Source organism: Alteromonas sp. KUL150 (assembly GCF_009811475.1).
In the GTDB taxonomy this organism is placed as follows: Bacteria; Pseudomonadota; Gammaproteobacteria; order Enterobacterales; family Alteromonadaceae; genus Alteromonas; species Alteromonas gracilis.
The window spans coordinates 56,991-76,611 of sequence record NZ_BLIJ01000029.1 but is presented as its reverse complement, the minus strand read 5'-3'; the positions used below and the strand labels follow the sequence as shown (position 1 = coordinate 76,611).

The following is a 19,621-nucleotide window of genomic DNA, read 5'->3' as shown; positions in this document are numbered from 1 at the left end:
TTCATTTGAATCTTAACGGTTACCCTAGTGCTGATATGTACAGACGTAAAAGGATAGAATTGTGAGCTGGATGTATTTGATTGTTGCTGGCCTACTTGAAATCGGCTGGCCTTTTGGGCTTAAAATGTCGCAGGAAGCGGAAACCCGAGTGATGGGGATTTTACTTGCGATTGGGTTTATGGCTGCAAGTGGCTTTTGCCTGTGGATGGCACAAAAACACATTCCTATTGGTACTGCCTATGCCGTATGGACGGGAATTGGAGCGGCAGGTACGTTTTTAGTTGGCGTCATGTTTTATGGCGACCCTTCGTCGTTAGCGCGTTATTTTGGCGTCGCACTTATTGTTGCGGGCGTGGTGGTGTTAAAACTTGCGCATTAAAGCCTTCTGCAACGTGGTTAAAATTGACCCACAAATTATTGAGTAAAAAAAGCCCGACAGAATCGCTGCCGGGCTTTTTCGTTTTGTTTGCGCCGCACACAAACAGGCAATGCGTAAAACTTAGTTGTAGCCCAGCTGGTTTCTAAGCTCGGCCATAAAGGTTTCGATACGCTCTGCATTTTTACCTAAATCACTTTTTCCTACTCGTGATTTACTGCGCACATCAACCAGGGTGTCATCGCTTTTCGCCGTGAGCCTTATCACCACGTCATCTTTAAATCCAAACCACGTGGTAGTGTCGGTCGCTTCAAGGGTATTTGGTAAAGCACCTTCGGTGACTTGCTCCCAGCCTAGCGCCGCAATCGCGCTTTCGGCTGCAACATAGACTTCGTTAATTGGTTGAGGAAGAAGCTGAGTTTTGATCTCAGGGTATGCTTCTAGCTGTTGTTTGGTTACATCACCGCCTTCATAGGCAACCGAATTAGGTGCACCTTCTCGAAGTGGAGCGATGGCCACGAATTCTGGCGGGTTCGTAACATCGGTGGTGATATCATGAATTGGCGGAACAGCGCTCGCTTTACTCATCATGCTAACGGGCATGGCAACCGCAACTAAAGCCAAGATGGCACATATTAATGTACTTCCCCAACTCACGTTTTTACGATTAATTAATACCTGCAAGATGATCAATATTATGGCGGCTCCGCCTACATAAACGCCAAAGCGCAATGAGGTAAACGCTGTGCCAAGGCTCACGCCGGCGTATTGATAAAGTGGGCCGGGCAATACGACCATGAGAAATCCAACGATACTGGTAAGGGCAATGAGTGCTTTCAAGTGAACTCCAAGGTTGTTATTTTAATTTGACCAACCTACTTTAACAGTCAATCGGGTCTTTTGGATTAGTTTCTTATAATAAATGTCGTCGCCGCTACTTATGGGGCAACATTTTGAGATGCAGCCAGAGGAGCCTGTCTTTCAAGCAGGAGAAAATGAATTTGCACGCAAACACCGACAATGAAAGTATAGGTACTCAGCAAGCTGACCTATTATTCGATGTATTGTCGACGCAAAAAGCGTTATTTAGAGAGGGATTAAGCGAATACGCTCTCATTGAATTATTAAAAAAAGTACCTTATCAATTTTTCGATGAAGACGCACTGCGAGACCCTCTGGTACTTTTTAAAACACATTTTGTTTTGTTTCATGTGCTCTATAAGCTCAAACATTATTGGCGAAGCCAAAACGAGGGTGAACTCAGTATTCACGCCCTCAATATTAAGTTAGTAGCTAAACAATCGGTGGTAGAGAAAAAACGCGATGGCACAGTTCACAGCGCTCAGTTAGATGAGGTCGATACCCTCGCTGATTACTATTTGGATTGGTCTAATTTTGAGAATGCGGACCGCAATAGCGTTGATAATTTACTCGATGAATTCTGGCAGCGAATGGCCGGGGAAAAGGTCACGGTTGTGCAGCCGGGGGAAATTGATGAGGCTCACCAGTTGCTGGGCTTGTCTCAAGAAGGAACCATGACGCTCGCTATATTGAAGCGCGCATACAAGAAAAACCTTCAGTTAGTGCACCCTGACAAGGGTGGTGAGCAAGAAAAAGCCCAAAATGTAATTCACGCTTACCAAGTGCTTTTAAAGTATTATTCGTTTAAATAGGACGCCCGTACCTTAATGATTTCGTATTATTCGTATAAAGTACAAACCCTCCGGTGATTGACCGACAACATCGGTAACTTCAACTTCATTCTCTTTTATTGTGATGTATAAATGCGCACAATATGAGCTATCTACGTTTAGATTCGTAATAAACAGTGCTTATTTATGCCTAGTCTCCTTCGAGCCTTCTTATTGAGATTTCAGTAGGCTCAAAAAGATTCGGCATATCACAAGCAAAAGTCACTGAGTTTATATTGGAAGCACAGAGCACGTATCGTGCTCTGTAATTGTTATTGGGAAATAGAAGATTTATGGGTCGCATTTTTTATGTTACTGCAGCACTGATAACACTAATTGGTGTTGTTGGATGTTCAAACGAAGGTGAGCAAGCACAGGCGGGCGCTCAGCAAGGTATGCCAGCGCCGTCGGTATCGGTGGTTACACTGAAAAAGCAACCTGTAGTACATGAAATGGTGTTGCCTGGGCGGGTAAGTCCTTCTCGACAGTCGCAAGTTCGTCCTCAGGTAGACGGCGTTATTACGGCCCGTTTATTTGAGGAAGGTGCTCAGGTAGAAAAAGGTCAGCAGCTTTATCAAATTGACGAAGCACGGTACTTAGCGCAATTAAATAGTGCTAAGGCCGATCTCAAGAGCGTGGAAGCAAACCTTAAAACGTTGGAAGCGAAGGCCCGTCGTTACGATGACTTAGTGGCCCAAAATGCCGTAAGTAAGCAAGAGTATGATGATGTTATCGCCCAAAAAGACCAAGCGCAGGCAGCGATCAGTGTAGCAGAGGCCGCTGTTGATGTGGCTAAAGTAAACATGGGTTATACCAAGGTTTATGCACCTATCAGTGGCCGTATCAGCCGTTCGTTTGTTACCGAAGGTACCTTGGTTACTACAAATCAAGCGCAGCAATTAGCGACCATAACTCAATTAGACCCAGTGTATATCGATATGCAAGAGTCTGGTTCTTCTATCATTACCCTTCGTCAGTCTATGCGAAAGCAGGGCTCAATGGACGTTGAAGTAACGGTAGACGAGGTGACAGGTGAGCGTTATGACCAGACGGGCAGCGTGAAGTTTTCTGAAGTTACCGTAGATGAAACCACAGGCTCAGTTACCCTTCGAGCTGAAATGCCGAACCCCGACGGTGTTTTACTTCCAGGTTTGTTTGTGAAGGGCCATGTAATTACAGGTCGCGAGAATGCGTTGTTAGTGCCTCAACGGGCCACAACCCGTCAGCCAGATGGCTCGCTGTCAGTGTATGTAGTGAATCAGAATAATGAAGTTGTAGGTCGCACCCTAGACATTGGCAAAATATATCGCGACCAATACGTTGTGAAAAGCGGTGTGAGCGAAGGTGAAAAGGTTATTGTAACCGGTTATCAGAAGGTTAAGCCTGGCGCGAAAGTGAATCCATCAGAGTGGCAACCTTCATCACGTGGCTCTCGATAGCAAACAAGGAATTTAAGTAATATGGCTCGTTTTTTCATAGACAGGCCCGTGTTTGCATGGGTGCTCGCAATTATCACTATGATGGCTGGTGTTTTAGCCATTACTTCACTGCCAATTGAGCAGTATCCAAAGGTGGCGCCACCGTCGGTAACCATCTCTGCATCTTACCCTGGAGCGTCAGCCGAGACCGTTGAAAATTCCGTTACACAGGTTATTGAGCAAAGCCTAACCGGTATTGATAACTTGCGTTATTTCTCGGCAAGTAGCTCGAACAGCACAATGTCGATTACTTTGACATTTGAGCCTGGCACAGACCCAGATATTGCGCAGGTACAAACACAAAACAAGGTGCAGGGTGCGTTGCCGCTGCTGCCTACACAAGTACAACAGCAGGGTGTAACTGTTACCAAAGCGAACAGTGCATTTGCGCTGGCCGTGGGATTCTACTCAGAAGATGACACCATGACACAGTACGACTTAAGTGACATGCTGGTGTCTAGTTTCCAAGATCCTATCTCGCGCGTTAACGGTGTGGGTAATGTGCGTGTCTTTGGTGCACAGCGCTCCATGCGTATTTGGTTAGATCCTGACAAATTATATAGCTATAACCTAACGCCTACCGACGTACAGGCCGCCGTACAGGTGCAAAATACTGATGTTTCTGCGGGGCAATTAGGTGGTATGCCGGCTATTGAAAACCAACAGATTAATGCGACCATTCAGGCGCAAAGCCGCCTGCAAACTGTCGAAGATTTCGAAAATATTGTTCTTCGCGTAAATACCGATGGCTCCCAAGTGCGTGTGCGTGATGTAGCTCGCGTTGAACTTGGCGCGCAGAGCTACGACGTTATTGTTCGCTACGACCGCAAGCCAGCCTCCGGTATGGCTATTAGTCTAGCCTCTGGCGCGAATGCGCTAGACACCATCAAAGCGGTGAAAGCACGCGTAGAAGAGCTGCGCTCAAACCTGCCTGATACGGTGAAAGTCGTGTATCCCGTAGACAGCTCACCGTTCATTGAACTGTCAATTGAGTCGGTAGTGCACACGCTGATTGAAGCGGTGGTGCTGGTGTTCTTAGTCATGCTGCTTTTCTTGCAGAATTGGCGCGCGACGCTCATTCCTACCATTGCGGTACCAGTGGTATTGCTTGGTACGTTTGCTGTGCTGCTTGCTTTTGGTTTTAGCATAAACGTGCTTACTATGTTCGCTATGGTGCTTGCTATCGGTCTGTTGGTCGATGACGCCATTGTTGTGGTAGAAAACGTTGAACGAATTATGGAAGAGGAAGGTTTATCGCCTGCCGAAGCCACTAAGAAGTCAATGACACAAATCACAGGCGCACTGGTCGGTATTGCTGCGGTGTTATCCACCGTGTTCATTCCCATGGCTTTCTTTAGCGGTTCAGCCGGAGCCATTTATCGCCAGTTCTCGGTAACTATTGTGTCAGCCATGGCGTTTTCCGTGCTGGTGGCTATCGTTCTTTCCCCGTCTTTATGTGCCACATTGCTGAAAAAACACCCGGAAGATCATGATAAGAACAAAGGCTTTTTTGGCTGGTTCAACCGAACGTTCAACAAGGGCCGCGACCGCTATCAACGCACTACCACTCATATGGCTAAACGGGCGAAGCGCTATTTCGTTGTGTACGGCTTATTAGTAGGCGGTATGGTGTTTATATTCAGCCAATTGCCGGGTGCATTCCTTCCAGATGAAGATCAAGGCCGCATGATGGTACTTGTTAGTACGCCGCCGGGCGCGACCGCTGGTCGAACCCTTGAGTCTATCAAACAGGTTGAAGACTATATTCTCGAAGAAGAGCAGGAAGCGGTAAACGGTATGTTCGCTGTGGTCGGCTTTAGCTTTGCTGGTCAGGCACAAAATGCGGGTATGGCGTTTTTGAATTTCAACGACTGGAGTGTGCGGGATGAAGATAATTCAGCCTTTGCGGTCACGCGAAGAGCATTCGGCGCTTTCAGTCAAATTCAAGATGCATCAGCGTTCCCAATTGTGCCTCCGCCAATTATGGAGTTAGGTAACGCCACAGGTTTTGATATGCAGCTGGTGGATAGAGGCGGAAATGGTCATGAAGCCTTGATGAATGCTCGAAATCAACTTTTAGGTATGGCCGCTCAAAACCCTAAGCTCTCGGGCGTTCGACCAAATGGGTTAAGTGATGTACCTCAATTTAAAATAAATATTGATAGCGAAAAAGCGTCAGCGCTAGGTCTTAATCTAAGCGAGATTAACAACGCGCTGCAAATTGCGTGGGGCTCTAGCTACGTTAATGACTTCATTGACAAAGGCCGAATAAAACGGGTTTATATGCAGGCAGACTTGCCCCATCGTATGACCCCTGAAGATTTAGATAAATGGTTTGTTCGTAACAGTGACGGTGAGATGGTTGCTTTCAGCACGTTCTCAACGACAGAGTGGGTATACGGCTCGCCCAAGCTAGAGCGTTTTAACGGTATATCTTCAGTAAATATTCAAGGTAGTGCAGCCGAAGGAGTGTCTTCGGGTGAGGCAATGGCCGAAATGAAGAAGCTTGTGGAGCAGCTACCCCCGGGCTTTGCCATTGAATGGTCTGGTTTGTCTTTTGAAGAGCAAGAAGCGGGCTCTCAAGCGCCTATGCTTTACGCGCTTTCTATCCTTATCGTTTTCTTATGCCTTGCGGCGCTATACGAGAGTTGGTCTGTTCCCTTTGCGGTAATGTTGGTAGTACCGCTGGGGATTTTAGGCTCCGTAACGGCGGCATTTATCTTCAACTTGCCCAATGATGTTTATCTTCAGGTCGCGTTTTTGACCACGGTGGGTCTTGCCGCAAAGAATGCGATTCTTATTGTCGAATTTGCAAAAGAGCAGTATGAAAATGGTGAAGATTTGATGACTGCTGTTTCTAATGCTGCGTCGCAACGTTTCCGCCCTATATTGATGACGTCCATGGCGTTTATTTTAGGGGTAACACCCCTCGCATTGGCGAGCGGCGCTGGTGCGGCAAGCCAAAATGCGATCGGTATTGCGGTGATGGGTGGCATGTTTGCAGCCACGTTCTTGGCTATCTTCTTTGTGCCTATGTTTTACGTAATGGTAGAAAAACTGTTTCATAAACAAGACAAGCAATAAGTAAGTGCGCTAGAGTGAGAAAAAAACGCTTATTTCAAAAATAGGGATATTGGTAATGACCACTGTAGTATTTTCTCACGGCAAAGAAAGTGGCCCTTGGGGCAGTAAAATCACCACGCTTTCAAACGTGGCGAATGATATGGGCTTTGGCGTAGAGAGTATCGACTATCAAGACCTCGACTGCCCTGAAGCCCGTTTAGAACGTTTGAAAGAAACCATTGCAGAAAAGTGCAATGACGTTATTTTAGTTGGTTCGAGCATGGGCGGTTATGTCTCTTTGGCCGCGGCAAGTCAAATATCAGCAAGAGGCGTATTTCTTATGGCGCCTGCTCTGTATCTGCCGAACTATAAAATTCAGCGGTTCCCCTATGATGGTTATGTGAGCCTGGTACATGGTTGGAATGATGATATTGTGCCAATTGAAAACAGCCTGAAATACGCCAGACACCAAAAAGCTCAGCTTTTACTATTAAACGACGGCCACCGACTGGCAAACAGTAAGTCTGTCATATCACCCTTTTTCAGAAATTGGTTGGAAAAGTTCCGATATCAGTAAACGTGCCTTGTAAATTTGCACGGGTGCGCTTGATGTTAAGTTAAAGAACCTGTGGCGAAACTTAGCCTGGACATTTCAGAGGCCTAGCAGTGAATACTGCTGGGCCTTTTTTGTCGATTTATATTGCCTATGTCTACGACCAATCGCTTATCTATGCGGATTGGTATAATGCAGGAAATCGTTTGTTTTTGTGGCATGATGAGATATTGCGAGAAAAAGGGCGGATGGATATGGCATTTAGTTTACCTCAAGCACCACAGTGGTCATCATTAATAAAGTCTGGCTGTCGCGTCTTTGTGGGCGGCAATGCGTCGGTTCCTCATGCACTTGTACAGCATCTAATTGATAACAGCGAAGGCTTTAGTGACATAGAGCTTGTACATATGCTGGCCTTAGGCGATACCCGCTGGGTTAAAGAAGAATATAAAAACCTGTTTAAGGCGAATACTTTCTTTATCGGTGGAGAGGCCATGCGTAAAGCTGTCGATGAGGGACGCGCCGACTATACTCCGGTTTTTCTATCAGAAATTTCAAGCTTATTTAGTGATGGTACTCTAGCGTTAGATGCTGCCTTAGTAAATGTTAGCCCACCTGATGAGTTTGGCTATTGCTCACTAGGTCCAGCGGTAGATATCGCTATGTCAGCAATCAGGCAAAGCAAGAAAGTTATTGCTCAAATTAATCCTCAGGTTCCCAGAACCGCCGGACATTCCTACATTCATATCAGCGAAATTACTGCCTGTATTGAAGCGGAAGAGCCTTTGGTGGAAGTAACGCCGCCCCCGATTGATTCGGTTGCCGAGCGTATCGGTCAGTATGTATCAATGCTTGTTGATGATGGCGCAACGCTGCAATTTGGTATCGGAAAAATCCCAAGCGCTACCCTTAAATATCTGTGTAATCACAAGGATTTGGGGATTCATAGTGAAATGCTCACAGACAGCATTATTGAGTTGCTAGAGTCGGGCGCTATTACTAATAAAAAGAAGACCTTCCACCCCGGTAAAATTGTGACCAGTTTTGCCATTGGTACCCGTAAGCTCTATGACTTAATTGACAGTAACCCGCACATTGAGTTTTACCCTAGTAGCTATGTGAACAAACCCACCAACATTGCCAAAAACGATAACATGGTTGCAATAAACAGTGCACTTGAAGTTGACTTGACGGGGCAAGTGGTGGCGGATTCGCTGGGGTACGATTTCTATAGCGGCATAGGCGGGCAGGTAGACTTTGTCACCGGTGCGTCTATTAGTAAGGGCGGTAAAGCCATTATCGCACTGCCGTCTACAGCAAAAAACGAAACGATTTCTCGTATAACCCCGCGTATCAGCGAAGGCGCAGGGGTCGTCACCTCACGAGGAAACGTTCAGTATGTTGTAACGGAATACGGCATAGCATCGCTAAAGGGAAAAAGCATTCGAGAGCGAGCGCTCGAGCTTATACGTGTGGCGCATCCTAAATTTCGTGCAGCACTGCTTGAAGATGTTCGCCAGCACTATTGGGTGCCTCATTACCAAGAAAAGTACCCGACTGACATTCCTGAATTGGGCGTAATTCAGTTAAAAAAGCTAAATATTCAGGGCGAGACATTCTACATGCGGCCTTTGAATCCAGCCGATGAAAGACGCCTTCAAGAGTTTTTCTACTCTCACACCAAGGAAACGCTCAGACTCAGATACAACTATGATCCTAAGCAAATGTCGCGTGAGAAGTCGTGTAACTTGGTCTCGGTTGATCAAAGTTCAGATGCTGCGTTATGTATTGTAAGACAAGAAGGCTCTCGAATTACTATTCACGCGGTAGGGCGTTTTTACTATAACCCTCACGACAATACGTGCGAGGCAGCTTTTGTAACGCGAGAAACCCAGCAAGGCAAAGGTATGGCGAGCCGGCTTCTAAACGAATTGATTAATGTTGCAAAGGTGCGTGGCATAGCAAAGATGATGGCTTATGTCCGCGGTGACAATAGTCCGATGATCGCCATTTTTGAACAGGCGAAATTTAAAAGAAAGTTCACTGGCGACCCCAGTGATATAGAGTTAGTTTTAGATGTGGCATCATTGACATGACAGTAAAAATATTTCGAGGCAAGCACGGTACAAAACACGATTTAGGTAAAGACCACCCAGAATCACCCGACCGGTTGTTTGCGATAGATGACCAGCTGCTTTCCTCTGGTTTAGACATGGTGTGTGAGCACGCTGATGCTACACCGATTGCTGAAGCTCACCTGTCGCTAGCGCATGATCCTTACTATGTAAAAAGCGTGTTTGAGCACGCTGCGCAGGCAATGTTTAGTGATCACGAAAAAACGCAATATTCAGAAAATAAAGACACTGTGGCTTGGCTTGATGAAGACACTGGTCTTATGCGCCACAGCCTAACGGCTGCGCTGGAATCGGCTGGGGCAGGCTGCAATGCCGTAGATTGGGTTATGGATGGTGACGATAGGCAAGCCTTTTGTGCTACCCGACCACCCGGGCACCACGCCACCTACGACAGCGCTATGGGGTTTTGCGTCTTTAATAACATCGTTATTGCTGCTCGTTATGCCCTTCAAACCTATGAGTTGAAACGGGTTGCCATTATTGACTTCGATGTTCACCATGGCAACGGAACTGAACAAATTGTAGCTGGTGATCAGCGCATAATGTTGTGCAGTAGCTTTCAACATCCCTTTTATCCACATAGTGGCTCACCAGTATCAGCAAGTAATATTTTATCCGTTCCCCTAGAGGCTGGGGCCACAGGTGATGTGTTTAGAGAAAAAGTGCAGCATTGGTTTGATGCACTTCGCAACTTTCAACCAGAGCTCATTTTTATCTCTGCAGGCTTTGATGCTCATGCAGAAGATCCTATGGCGCATTTGCGCTTAGTTGAGGACGATTACTTCTGGATAAGTGAGCAATTGCGTTTCATCGCCGATGAGTGCTGCCATGGTCGCATTGTTAGCATGCTGGAAGGGGGCTATGACTTAAGCGCACTGGGTCGCAGCGTTGTATCGCACATCAAAGGAATGAGCCGCCCTTCGTCAGTGACCGCATAAAAGCGTGGTGTTATCTGCTACATACTGGCTGCGCTAGAGAGCTAGCCAGTTCAAAAGCATATATGAGCCCGCGCCAAACATTGCCAGATTCTCTGTTAACGAAATAAAACCTAGCGGCAGGTCTGAGTTACCACCAACGCATGCACATTTAAGCTCTCGTTTATCTATATAGACCGCTTTTATAACGGATACAGCGCCGATTGCTCCGATGAAAATAGAAATGGGTGACACCATAAGTGCGGGCAAACCCGAAAGCATACCTAAACCAGCGTAGGCCTCAGCAAAGGGGTATACATAAGCGTAGCGGACGTGTTTCATTGCTAACAAGTCATAAGTGATAAACTGATTTGAGAAAGCAACGATGTCCTGCAGTTTTTGCAGAGCAAGTATCACCATAGTGATACCAATAAAGTTCATGATAAAAGACGTTGTATCGGCTGCTATACCGCCTTTTAGCATAAGCGCACATACTATCAGGGCGGCTAATGAAAAAATAACGAGAATAGGCGTGTAGCGAGAGCCAAATTCGCTTTCCTGCTTTAAATTAAAGTAATCTCGCAAGTCGTCATAACCGCCAATGCGCTCATCTTCAATAAAGGTTTGGGGCGTGGTTTTCACCTCATACTTTGCTTTAAACCTGTCGGTTTCGCTGCGGCTTGTCAAATGATAATCGTTAACGACAAAACCTTGTCTTTCTAGTAAGTCTTTTGATTTTAGTCCGAATGGACAAATATGACTGGGCGTGACCATACGATAAAGTGTGGCAGATTTTGACATTATCGACTCCTTGTAAACCTTGCCCGCGTTTAAAGGGTGTGCGTAAAAAATACACACATTTCGTTGCAGGTTTAGCGGTAATTAACATTACTAGGAGAGATTACATAATTTGTGCCAGTCGTTAGCAAAAGCAGCCTTCAGCATCGGCATTAATAACTGCGCCTGTGTATGGAGATTGACGGGAATAGCTCACTACTTGATCTACGAGGTCCTCGCCGGTAAAGCAACCGTAACCCGTTGCATAAGGGCCTAAATATCGCAGATGGTTGAGTTCGTCCACCACAATCAGTGCGGGTACAGCAGGAATTATGTTTTGTAATTCTGGAACATCTTCTATGTTAAGGCGCACCATTTCATAATTGGTACCAAGCTTGTTTGAAAGCTGGCTTTGGTGAGGTGCAGTCAAAGATTCACAATAGCAACGAGAGGACGTGCCGACGTGCAAAATGGACCCCGCTTCGATACTTGCATCATTGAGTATTGCTACAAGTTGCGTATCAAACTCTGTGGCGGTAGTAAGGTGAAGGAGCTTTCCGTCTGGATCAAATAGCGACAGTTGACGTTGCCCATAAACTAAGAGGGCGGTAAGTAGACTCACCGCCCATAACATTAAGAGTACCCAGCCCCAACGGGTGCGCATTCTGTCTAAGGCCTTAATGCAAGGCTACACATTACAATCTGAAACGCTCAATGGCGCTTCGCATGCGTTTTGAAATCTCAGACAGTACATCAACTTCTCTAGCAAGACCTTCTGCAGTTGCAAGCTCTTCAGAGGTAAACTCGCTTAATCGAGCTGTACTCTGTGCGATAGAAGCCGATGCGGTTTCTTGTTCTACTGCCGATGTTGCAATTTCTGTCATGCTCTCGCTGGCATCTCGAATTTGCCGCATGATTTCGGTCATGGCAGACGTAGCGTCATTGCTGGATATGACCGCTTCATCAACAAGCTTAATGCACTTCTGCATTTGTTCAACAGAGCTTGCTGTCTGAGTGACCAGTTGTTCAGTAACGCTGGTAATCTGGTCGGCACTTTCTTTAGAGCGAATTGCCAAGGTGCGAACTTCGTCTGCAACTACGGCAAAACCGCGACCATGTTCCCCCGCACGCGCTGACTCAATAGCTGCATTCAATGCTAGAAGGTTCGTTTGCTCCGCAACCGCAGTGATTGAGCGCATCGCTTCTGAAATATGAGAGCATTGTTCATTGAGCGCTGAATTTGTCTGCGCCGCCGCATTCAGAGTGTTGCGCAATGAGTCGATGGTATGACTTGTATTAGAAATGGTGTCACGTGTGCTTCTTGAAGACGCCTCAGCAGATGATGCCTTATCACTTGCGAGGGTTGTTTGTTCAGTAGAAAGCTGCATAGTTTGTGCAATCTCTTCAGACGATGCAGACACCATCGCGATCTCTTGGTCAGTATTGCGACTTATCTCGAACATGTTATTGGCGGCGTGCTCCATTTTTCCACATCCGCGGACAACATCTTCAGTGAGGTTTGAAGCTAATTCTACGAGCGCTCTCACTTGGTCGATAAGATCGGCAAACGGTCTTATGATTTTATGTTCGCGGTTGAGCGCAACGCCCAAATCAAGCTTGCCATCGCTTTTCTGCATGGTTTCAATGGCTAAACGCAGTTCCGCTGCACCAGCACCCTCTTGGTGGCTTTGTTTGGCTATGTACATTAATACGCCACCTTCAGCGAGTGCAAAGGCCGCATGCATCAGTAGAATAGAAAAGCTAACGTGACCCTCTTCGAATATGAAAAGCGGTGCGCCACCGGCTTGTAGCAAGAAAAAAGAGATATGATGAACAGCAACTACTGCGGTACCCGTAGCCACGACTTTCCAATCTCTAAAGCAAGATAAGAAGGCGAGCAACACGAAAATTTCAAAATGAACTTCAATCAAGCCAAATGACTGGTGTATGTGCAACGCCGTCAGCAACTGCACGCCTATGGCCATGGCGTGGCGACTCAGTGACGAGTAAGGGTCTTGGAAGCTTAACATCAAGGGCACAGCGGCAATCGGAATTCCAAAAATAAATGCGGCAAGGAGTTCCCCGGTAAAGAGCCCAATTGCGACAGCAATAATTAGCTGCACAACGATAACAACTCGGAAAATCTTGTGTCCATCAAGAAGCCAAGGGTACTGCATGTCAATCTCCGACGAGTGTTTGAACTGAAATTGTAGGTTAGAAGTTCAAACTGTGCTAATTTTCGCTATTTTACGAAAACTGACGTTTTTTAACCATTTAACTTTTGTCTAGTCGTCTTTATTCTAAAAGGCCCAGCGCTATTTTTTTGAGGGAGAGTTACATGCCTTCGGTTGCTTTTCTTTCCACTGACAACCTCGAAGATTTCTTTGTTTATGACGAATTACTTGTACCCTATTTCAATCAAAAAGGTTGGAAAGTAGAAACCGTATCGTGGCATACGAATTCGGAAAACTGGGGGCGGTTTGACTATGTTATCGTGCGAAGTACATGGGATTACCAGCAACACGCCGAAGCATTTCTCGCCTGTCTAAAACAGATAGATGCATCAAGCACGACGCTGTTAAACCCGCTGAGGCTTATGCAATGGAATATAGAAAAGTATTATCTGAAGGACTTGCAGCATAAAGGTGTTCCTATTGTAAAAACAATATGGGAAACAACGTTTGATAACGGTGTTATTGATAAGGCCTTTGATGAATTTAGCAGTGATGCGATTGTCATAAAACCCGTCTTAAGTGCTAACGCTGACGACACGTTTAAGCTTGAACGCGAAACCTGGAAAGAAAGCGCTGGTGTTCTAAGCAACACCTTTGAGCACCGAGGCTTTATGATCCAGCCTTTTCTATCTAACATTGTGGAAGAAGGTGAATACTCATTGTTTTATTTTGGCGGTGCGTTTAGTCATGCCATTAGGAAAGTGCCACAAAAAGGAGACTTTCGCGTGCAAGAAGAGCACGGCGGAAGCTTGCAAACGGTTAGTGTAGATAATGTTCAACTCGCCATCGCTGAAAAGGCGCTTTCGGCTATGCCCTGCAATGCGCTTTACGCTCGTGTTGATTTGGTGCGACAGGATGACAATTGGGCCATTATGGAGCTTGAGTTAATTGAGCCCTCTTTGTACTTTAATTTAGATGAGGACTCCCCGGTGCGCTTTGTTGAAGCACTTTTGACATTCCATGAAGCAGCAACCAATAAGTAACCATGTAATTGCGTCTGAGGCTTATATCTTAAAGGAGGCGCTGGTTGCTAGCTAGCGCTTGTGTCTTAGCTAGCGGCCCCATAGAAGTTCTAACGCTTTTCATAGTTTCTTTTAGCAACACTTCGCTCACCCCGCATAACCTGTTTTTGCGAGTTACCATTTTGTTTTGATGACCGTGTATAGGCATTGCTAGTTCGCTCAATGCGCTTTGGCTCACTACTTTCTTTGGCCACAGAGCGAGGTTGCGGGCTTGCTCTCACCACTCGTTCTTTGTTGGTGTATTGTTTTGGCAAGCGTGATTCCTTAATGTTTTGCTCTATCCGTTTTGGCGCTTTCGCATCAGACGCTATACGGACAGGCTTATCTTTTTTTAGCTTTGTTAAGGTGTTTTCCTTCGTTGGCTTGTTAATTTTCGCCACTGCCTGATTACGCTTTAACGCGTGCTCAATAGACTGTTTGCGGTTTACTGTGCCTTGCCCATTTTTAAATCGACTTTCCCTAATAGGCGTTACTGTTTTGGGCTCAATAGTGCGCGTTGAGGGAGTCTTATCAACAGTGCGAGTAGCTAGCTTGCCTGCCTGTTTTTCCCCTTGGCGACTAGGTGAGTTCATTGTTCTAAATTGCTTATTCGATACATATTTTTCTCGCCTTTGCCCCGCTTTTTCATAGCGTGACGGGGCGCTATGAACCACATGATTAGAGTAACGTGCTCGACGATGTGTCGTATTATGTTCCCAACGACGATACTCTCGATTGATCACGCGTTTTCTCGGGCTCCCGTGATAATAGCGACGCACGGGTTCACGGTGTATGACCACGTGCCGATTGTGCCAGTGAACACTTCCGAAAAAGAAGAACGTTGAAAGACGAATACTGGGTGACCAAAATACATTGCTATGATGGTGATAGCTCACATTATGGCGCCATTGCACTGGCGACGTAGCATGCCACCAATGCCCATACACTGCGTGTGGATTGTAATAAGGTACGTAAACGACTTCGCGCTGACGAGGCTCTATATAGATAATTTCCCTTGTGTTTTCTCGCTCGGTTTCCACCTCAATGTAGTCATTGGTTACTAAGTTACCCGTATTGTGTGCGTGTTGACGCAATACTTGCACACGGTCGAGCACGCGGCCTTGATTAATAAGTACGTTATCGCCAAGCTGTTGCAACCAGTCAAGATCACTGGCCATGGTGTTTAGCAACTCGGTAAAAGGGGCGAGTGCTTTCACACTGGGATCCCAAGAAACACTGGTCAGTACGTTTTCTACTTGCTCAGGTGTTAAGTGCTTGTTGCTTTGACGCCAGCGATCGGCAGCCACCACATCTAGAGGATAGGTTGAGGCAATCAATATATGGGTAAGCAGAGTGTCTGGATAAAGTGCAATAGGGGCAAGTATGCTGTCTAGCTGAGCATCAGAGTATTGCTCGGTGGACGCTGTGGCTTGCATTAAATTCGTGTTTGATTGCGCCAGCGCGGGAAGTGCGGTAGCACTAGAAAGTGCCACTATCACGGTTAGGGCTATGTTTTTCATACATTCTCCTTACATTGCGCAGCGAGAAAAAGCCATTCGTAATGCGCAATGTGGTTAGTCTGTATACGTTATAACCGCTTTATGATTAACCGAAGCTGAATAGAAAACGCCCACTTGGAGGTGGGCGCTTTAACAAAGAATATGGGGAGGACCTGATTTACAGGCAGATTATTTAAAAACGTGAGGGTCGAATGCGTGACCTAATTTCTCTGTTTTTGTTTTCAGATAATGCTTGTTGTCTTTGGTAATGCCGTGGTCGATTGGCTTTCGTCCTACCACGTCAATACTCAATGCCTTAAGCGCGGCCAACTTTTTAGGGTTGTTAGTCATTAGCTCAACGTGTTTCACGTTAAGCGTATCAAGCATAAGTTTGCAGATATCGTAGCTTCTTAAGTCGGCATCAAAACCAAGGTGCTCGTTTGCTTCTACCGTGTCCATGCCGCTATCTTGAAGGTTATATGCGCGTATTTTATTTAGAAGGCCTATACCGCGCCCTTCTTGTCGTAAATACAGCAACACACCGTAACCGTTATCGACAATATTCTGCATGGCTTTTTCTAGCTGGAAACCACAGTCGCATCGAGTGCTAAACAAAGAGTCGCCAGTCAAACATTCCGAGTGAATACGAATAGGAACAACGTCATCTTCTTTCCATTCACCATAGGAAAGCGCGACGTGCTCTTGTCCGCTGGCTTCTACAAAGCCGTGTATTTTAAAGTCACCCATACGTGTGGGTAATTTTGCGGTACTGACATATTCGTATTTAGGCTGTTTGCTACTCATGTTACTTCTACACTTTGAACAGTGGGCATTAAGTGGGGATGACTTCTCTTTTTGCAAGTCTATCATTTTATTATACGCGAGTAGACGCTTGTGCTATCACTTTTTTCGTATAAAACCTATCAAGGATGGTTATCACAAAGGCTGAAAGTCACGCAATGGAGCTGGTTTGGCGACGCCATACCCTTGGGCGAAATCGATCCCCATTTTTCCCAATTGGGTCATTGTGCTTTCGTCCTCAACAAATTCGCCAACGGTCTGCATACCCATCGCTTTCGCAACATCGTTGATTGAAGCGACCATAGCCGTATCGATGCTGTCATTCAGCATGTCCTTAATAAACATGCCGTCAATCTTAACCTGACTAACGGGCAAACTTTTAAGATAGCTATAAGAAGAGAATCCGCTGCCGAAATCGTCCAGTGCAAAGGAACAACCCAAGCGATTAAAAGTACTCATGAAGTTAAGTGTATCTTCCATCTTAATGATGGCGACAGACTCAATGACCTCAAAACAAATTTTGTCATAGGGAATTTTAAACGTTTCAAAGGCGTTCAGAATAAATAACGTAAAGTCTCTGTCAGCGAGAGAGTGGCAGTTTAAGTTAATACTGCATCGTCGCAATTCAGCGAGGTGTTCAGGGTTTTCTGATAGCCATTTAAATGTGTTTGTTACAACCCACTTGTCTACACTCACGTTCATCTCGAAACGCTCTGCAGTGGGCAAGAAGTTAGCAGGCTCCACCAAGGTACCGTCTTTCTCTCGTAGTCTTAATAATACTTCGTAGTAATGACCGTCGCTGGTTTTATTTAAAGGACGCAATGATTGATAGTACAGCTCGAAGCGGCCTTCTTCTAAGGCGTTGTTAATGGACGAGACCCAGTCTAGTTCGCGCTGGTAGCGCTGCATACTTTCGTCGTCTTTATTGTATCGGTGAACCTGATTCCTGCCTTGCTCTTTCGCGAAATAGCAGGCGGCATCTGCCATGCTCAAGTACTGACCCGGACTGACTTCGGTGTCGTCGCATACTACCATGCCTATGCTTACCCCTAGATTGAAAATGCGGTTGTCCCACATAAATCTATAGGCCTGCACAGCGTTCAATATTTTGACAGCGTTTAGGTATACTTCATCAACGCTAAGTTTCGTATACATAATGCCAAATTCATCGCCACCAAGTCGGCCTATTTGTGCATCAGAAGTAAGGGTGTTCTCAATTAAGCGCGATATGTCTTTTATCAGCACATCGCCCGCTTTGTGCCCGCACGTGTCATTCACCACTTTAAAACGATCTAAATCTAAGAAAAGTAAACAAACAGGGGAGGCGCTTGGTGCGGTTACCTTCTCTTTAAATAAAGTTTCAAACTGACGCCTGTTGTATACCCCTGTGAGCGAGTCGTGGGTTGCCAAATATTGAAGGCTAAGATCAGACTGCTTTTTCTCGGTAATATCAATAATAGAGCCATACAGAAAATTACCTTCTTCGCTTTCCCGCATCTGACATGACAGAGAAAACCAAAATTCGCTGCCGTCTTTGCGTCTTCCACGAATTTCCTTACCTGTGACATGGCCTTGTTGGGATACCTTACCTAATAATACTTGCCTGTCTTCGGGTGATGCATAAAACGTTAGCGTACTGGCCGCTTTCAGAAGCATTTCATCTTCGCTTTCATAACCAAACACCTTACACATAGCGGGATTGACAGATATTAATTTGCCATCCCACGTCGAGGTATAGTGTCCCTCCGCCGAGTTTCTGAACAAATCGTAGAAATGATTCAAACTCGCAATGGTCTCTGCCTGCGTTGATAGCTTGCGCTGATTCTTTGCTTGCTCTCTGGCGATGACAGAAAACCCAAAACATAAGAACCCGAGAGTGACGAATATCAGCATGCCTGTAGCGACTTCAATCGTGTAAATAAGGTCGCTGAAAAGGGTGAGCGTAACTAATGCGTAGAAAGCGAAAAACGATAGCCACGCGAGTATATATGTGGTGCTAACTACGCGGGTGTTTTTGTCTTTGAAAATAAGTGCAAGAGCGACGTGATAAAGCCCCATGGCAGCAGTAAGCAGTAGTAACGAGATAGTGGTGTTATAGGCGTTGGTCGTTAAGCAATAGACGGTAGCTGCGATTGGAACAGCGTAATTAACCAACCGCAACAGGAGTGGCACGGGTGAAAAGAGGTGATGATTCACTTTCGCAATACAAAGAAGAAGCATACCTAGACATACCGCGTAAAAACGTTCACTGGCATTAGTCAAATTAGGCCAGAGCGCAAGCCCCCCTTCTGTAATAAACAACAGAGCAATGATTACGAGGGTGGCCATGGTGAGCCAAAAGCGAGTAGGGATGCGCTGTGTCAAATAAGAGAATAAATAGTAAAGTGCAATGAGTGTTAGCGCGCCGAATACCGCGCCGAGCAACACCAACATGTTCGTGTCATGCTGTGCTAGCAAGTCTCTTTCCCATAGGGCAATGGGGAAATATTCAAGACCATCATCTTTTACGGAAATCAAAAGTTGAGCATTTTGATAGGGCTGCAGCGTAAATCCAAGCCGTATGTTGGGAATGGGTTGTTTTAACGAAAAGTCGCCCTTACCTGCTTGGTAGCGATAAGACTTGATAATACGTTGACTGCTATCGAGTAAATAAATTTGTAAATCATCGACGTTTAGTCGTTCCATATTAAGCACTAGAGGGATAGGGCTATAGCCAGAGTGAGTTAGCTTTGTGGAATACCAAATTTGCTCACGCGCTTTTGGGCTTGCCAAGGACGGCTTAGACGCATTGCCGTTTAAAATATCAAAATAGGTAGCACTGTTTGGCGCAAGAGAGAGCTCTGCATGTTGGTTGATGATGGCTCGCTCAAATGATTCATTGATAACAAGTTGGCTGCTAGCCAGCGCGTTACAACAAACCATCACCCAACCAATGATTATTGCTATTGCATACTTTGTTAGCCGGGCTATTACCACTTGTTAATTCCTTAGAGCACGCTTTTTTGGGGTCTTTGGTTTGGAAATGCGATTAGCCGCTAAGTCTACTAACCCCAAGTGTTTTTCTAGAATAATACTAGTCAGCGTAAAAAGCCAAGCACA

Annotated in this window: 15 protein-coding genes; 8 read left to right on the top strand and 7 right to left on the bottom strand. The window is 45.8% G+C overall.

What is annotated here, in order from left to right; genetic code table 11:
* The first annotated feature begins 61 nt into the window (after positions 1-61).
* Positions 62-379 carry a DMT family transporter gene (locus GVO62_RS06495; RefSeq protein ID WP_159118255.1) on the top strand — a complete coding sequence of 106 codons (318 nt, stop codon included), beginning with the start codon at positions 62-64 and terminating at the stop codon, positions 377-379.
* 120 nt (positions 380-499) lie between these two features.
* Here the strand turns inward: GVO62_RS06495 and GVO62_RS06490 are convergent, their stop codons facing one another.
* On the bottom strand, positions 500-1,216 hold the full coding sequence (locus GVO62_RS06490; RefSeq protein WP_159118254.1) for a DUF1499 domain-containing protein: 717 nt from the start codon (positions 1,214-1,216) through the stop codon (positions 500-502).
* A 155-nt stretch (positions 1,217-1,371) separates the two neighbouring features.
* On the opposite strand from GVO62_RS06490, the gene GVO62_RS06485 reads away from it, so the two are divergent.
* From GVO62_RS06485 to GVO62_RS06460, 6 genes are all read left to right on the top strand, one after another.
* Positions 1,372-2,049, top strand: coding sequence for a DNA-J related domain-containing protein (locus GVO62_RS06485; protein ID WP_201282647.1), 678 nt, complete (start codon positions 1,372-1,374; stop codon positions 2,047-2,049).
* Positions 2,050-2,360: 311 nt separating this feature from the next.
* Entirely contained in the window at positions 2,361-3,506 is a 1,146-nt protein-coding gene (locus GVO62_RS06480; protein ID WP_159118253.1) for an efflux RND transporter periplasmic adaptor subunit, read from the top strand.
* Between the two features lie 21 nt (positions 3,507-3,527).
* Entirely contained in the window at positions 3,528-6,629 is a 3,102-nt protein-coding gene (locus tag GVO62_RS06475; protein ID WP_105929889.1) for an efflux RND transporter permease subunit, read from the top strand.
* A gap of 55 nt (positions 6,630-6,684) precedes the next feature.
* A complete protein-coding gene (locus GVO62_RS06470) occupies positions 6,685-7,185 on the top strand; it encodes a YqiA/YcfP family alpha/beta fold hydrolase (RefSeq protein WP_105929890.1) in 501 nt (166 codons plus the stop codon).
* Between the two features lie 230 nt (positions 7,186-7,415).
* The gene (locus GVO62_RS06465; protein WP_120963115.1) at positions 7,416-9,257 is read left to right on the top strand and encodes a bifunctional acetyl-CoA hydrolase/transferase family protein/GNAT family N-acetyltransferase; all 1,842 of its coding nucleotides are present in this window, start codon (positions 7,416-7,418) and stop codon (positions 9,255-9,257) included.
* The gene (locus GVO62_RS06460; RefSeq protein ID WP_159118252.1) at positions 9,254-10,234 is read left to right on the top strand and encodes a histone deacetylase family protein; all 981 of its coding nucleotides are present in this window, start codon (positions 9,254-9,256) and stop codon (positions 10,232-10,234) included. Before GVO62_RS06465 ends, GVO62_RS06460 begins: the two co-directional genes overlap by 4 nt.
* 33 nt (positions 10,235-10,267) lie before the next feature.
* Here the strand turns inward: GVO62_RS06460 and GVO62_RS06455 are convergent, their stop codons facing one another.
* The 3 genes from GVO62_RS06455 to GVO62_RS06445 all read right to left on the bottom strand — a co-directional run bounded on the left by GVO62_RS06455 (position 10,268) and on the right by GVO62_RS06445 (position 13,164).
* A complete protein-coding gene (locus tag GVO62_RS06455; RefSeq protein ID WP_159118251.1) occupies positions 10,268-11,011 on the bottom strand; it encodes a MauE/DoxX family redox-associated membrane protein in 744 nt (247 codons plus the stop codon).
* Positions 11,012-11,132: 121 nt separating this feature from the next.
* A complete protein-coding gene (locus GVO62_RS06450; protein WP_159118250.1) occupies positions 11,133-11,651 on the bottom strand; it encodes a DUF6436 domain-containing protein in 519 nt (172 codons plus the stop codon).
* A 31-nt stretch (positions 11,652-11,682) separates the two neighbouring features.
* Positions 11,683-13,164, bottom strand: a complete 1,482-nt coding sequence (locus GVO62_RS06445) for a methyl-accepting chemotaxis protein (RefSeq protein ID WP_159118249.1) — start codon at positions 13,162-13,164, stop codon at positions 11,683-11,685.
* Positions 13,165-13,325: 161 nt separating this feature from the next.
* Between GVO62_RS06445 and GVO62_RS06440 the strand changes: the two genes are divergently transcribed.
* Positions 13,326-14,204: an ATP-grasp domain-containing protein gene (locus GVO62_RS06440; RefSeq protein ID WP_159118248.1), complete on the top strand. Its 879-nt coding sequence runs from the start codon at positions 13,326-13,328 to the stop codon at positions 14,202-14,204.
* Positions 14,205-14,293: 89 nt separating this feature from the next.
* On the opposite strand, the gene GVO62_RS06435 is transcribed toward GVO62_RS06440, so the two are convergent.
* The 3 genes from GVO62_RS06435 to GVO62_RS06425 all read right to left on the bottom strand — a co-directional run bounded on the left by GVO62_RS06435 (position 14,294) and on the right by GVO62_RS06425 (position 19,498).
* Complete coding sequence (locus GVO62_RS06435; RefSeq protein WP_159118247.1) at positions 14,294-15,742, bottom strand: DUF3300 domain-containing protein; 1,449 nt, start codon at positions 15,740-15,742, stop codon at positions 14,294-14,296.
* 168 nt (positions 15,743-15,910) lie between these two features.
* The gene (gene ribA, locus GVO62_RS06430; protein ID WP_159118246.1) at positions 15,911-16,525 is read right to left on the bottom strand and encodes a GTP cyclohydrolase II; all 615 of its coding nucleotides are present in this window, start codon (positions 16,523-16,525) and stop codon (positions 15,911-15,913) included.
* Positions 16,526-16,657: 132 nt separating this feature from the next.
* Positions 16,658-19,498, bottom strand: a complete 2,841-nt coding sequence (locus GVO62_RS06425) for an EAL domain-containing protein (protein ID WP_159118245.1) — start codon at positions 19,496-19,498, stop codon at positions 16,658-16,660.
* Positions 19,499-19,621 lie beyond the last annotated feature (123 nt).

Bases quoted from the DNA above. Each gene is read 5' to 3' on its own strand.
- GVO62_RS06450 (WP_159118250.1), bottom strand. From the start codon at position 11,651: ATGCGCACCCGTTGGGGCTGGGTACTCTTAATGTTATGGGCGGTGAGT.
- GVO62_RS06475 (WP_105929889.1), top strand. From the start codon at position 3,528: ATGGCTCGTTTTTTCATAGACAGGCCCGTGTTTGCATGGGTGCTCGCA.
- ribA (WP_159118246.1), bottom strand. From the start codon at position 16,525: ATGAGTAGCAAACAGCCTAAATACGAATATGTCAGTACCGCAAAATTA.
- GVO62_RS06485 (WP_201282647.1), top strand. From the start codon at position 1,372: ATGAATTTGCACGCAAACACCGACAATGAAAGTATAGGTACTCAGCAA.
- GVO62_RS06460 (WP_159118252.1), top strand. From the start codon at position 9,254: ATGACAGTAAAAATATTTCGAGGCAAGCACGGTACAAAACACGATTTA.
- GVO62_RS06440 (WP_159118248.1), top strand. From the start codon at position 13,326: ATGCCTTCGGTTGCTTTTCTTTCCACTGACAACCTCGAAGATTTCTTT.
- GVO62_RS06435 (WP_159118247.1), bottom strand. From the start codon at position 15,742: ATGAAAAACATAGCCCTAACCGTGATAGTGGCACTTTCTAGTGCTACC.
- GVO62_RS06465 (WP_120963115.1), top strand. From the start codon at position 7,416: ATGGCATTTAGTTTACCTCAAGCACCACAGTGGTCATCATTAATAAAG.
- GVO62_RS06480 (WP_159118253.1), top strand. From the start codon at position 2,361: ATGGGTCGCATTTTTTATGTTACTGCAGCACTGATAACACTAATTGGT.
- GVO62_RS06445 (WP_159118249.1), bottom strand. From the start codon at position 13,164: ATGCAGTACCCTTGGCTTCTTGATGGACACAAGATTTTCCGAGTTGTT.
- GVO62_RS06470 (WP_105929890.1), top strand. From the start codon at position 6,685: ATGACCACTGTAGTATTTTCTCACGGCAAAGAAAGTGGCCCTTGGGGC.
- GVO62_RS06455 (WP_159118251.1), bottom strand. From the start codon at position 11,011: ATGTCAAAATCTGCCACACTTTATCGTATGGTCACGCCCAGTCATATT.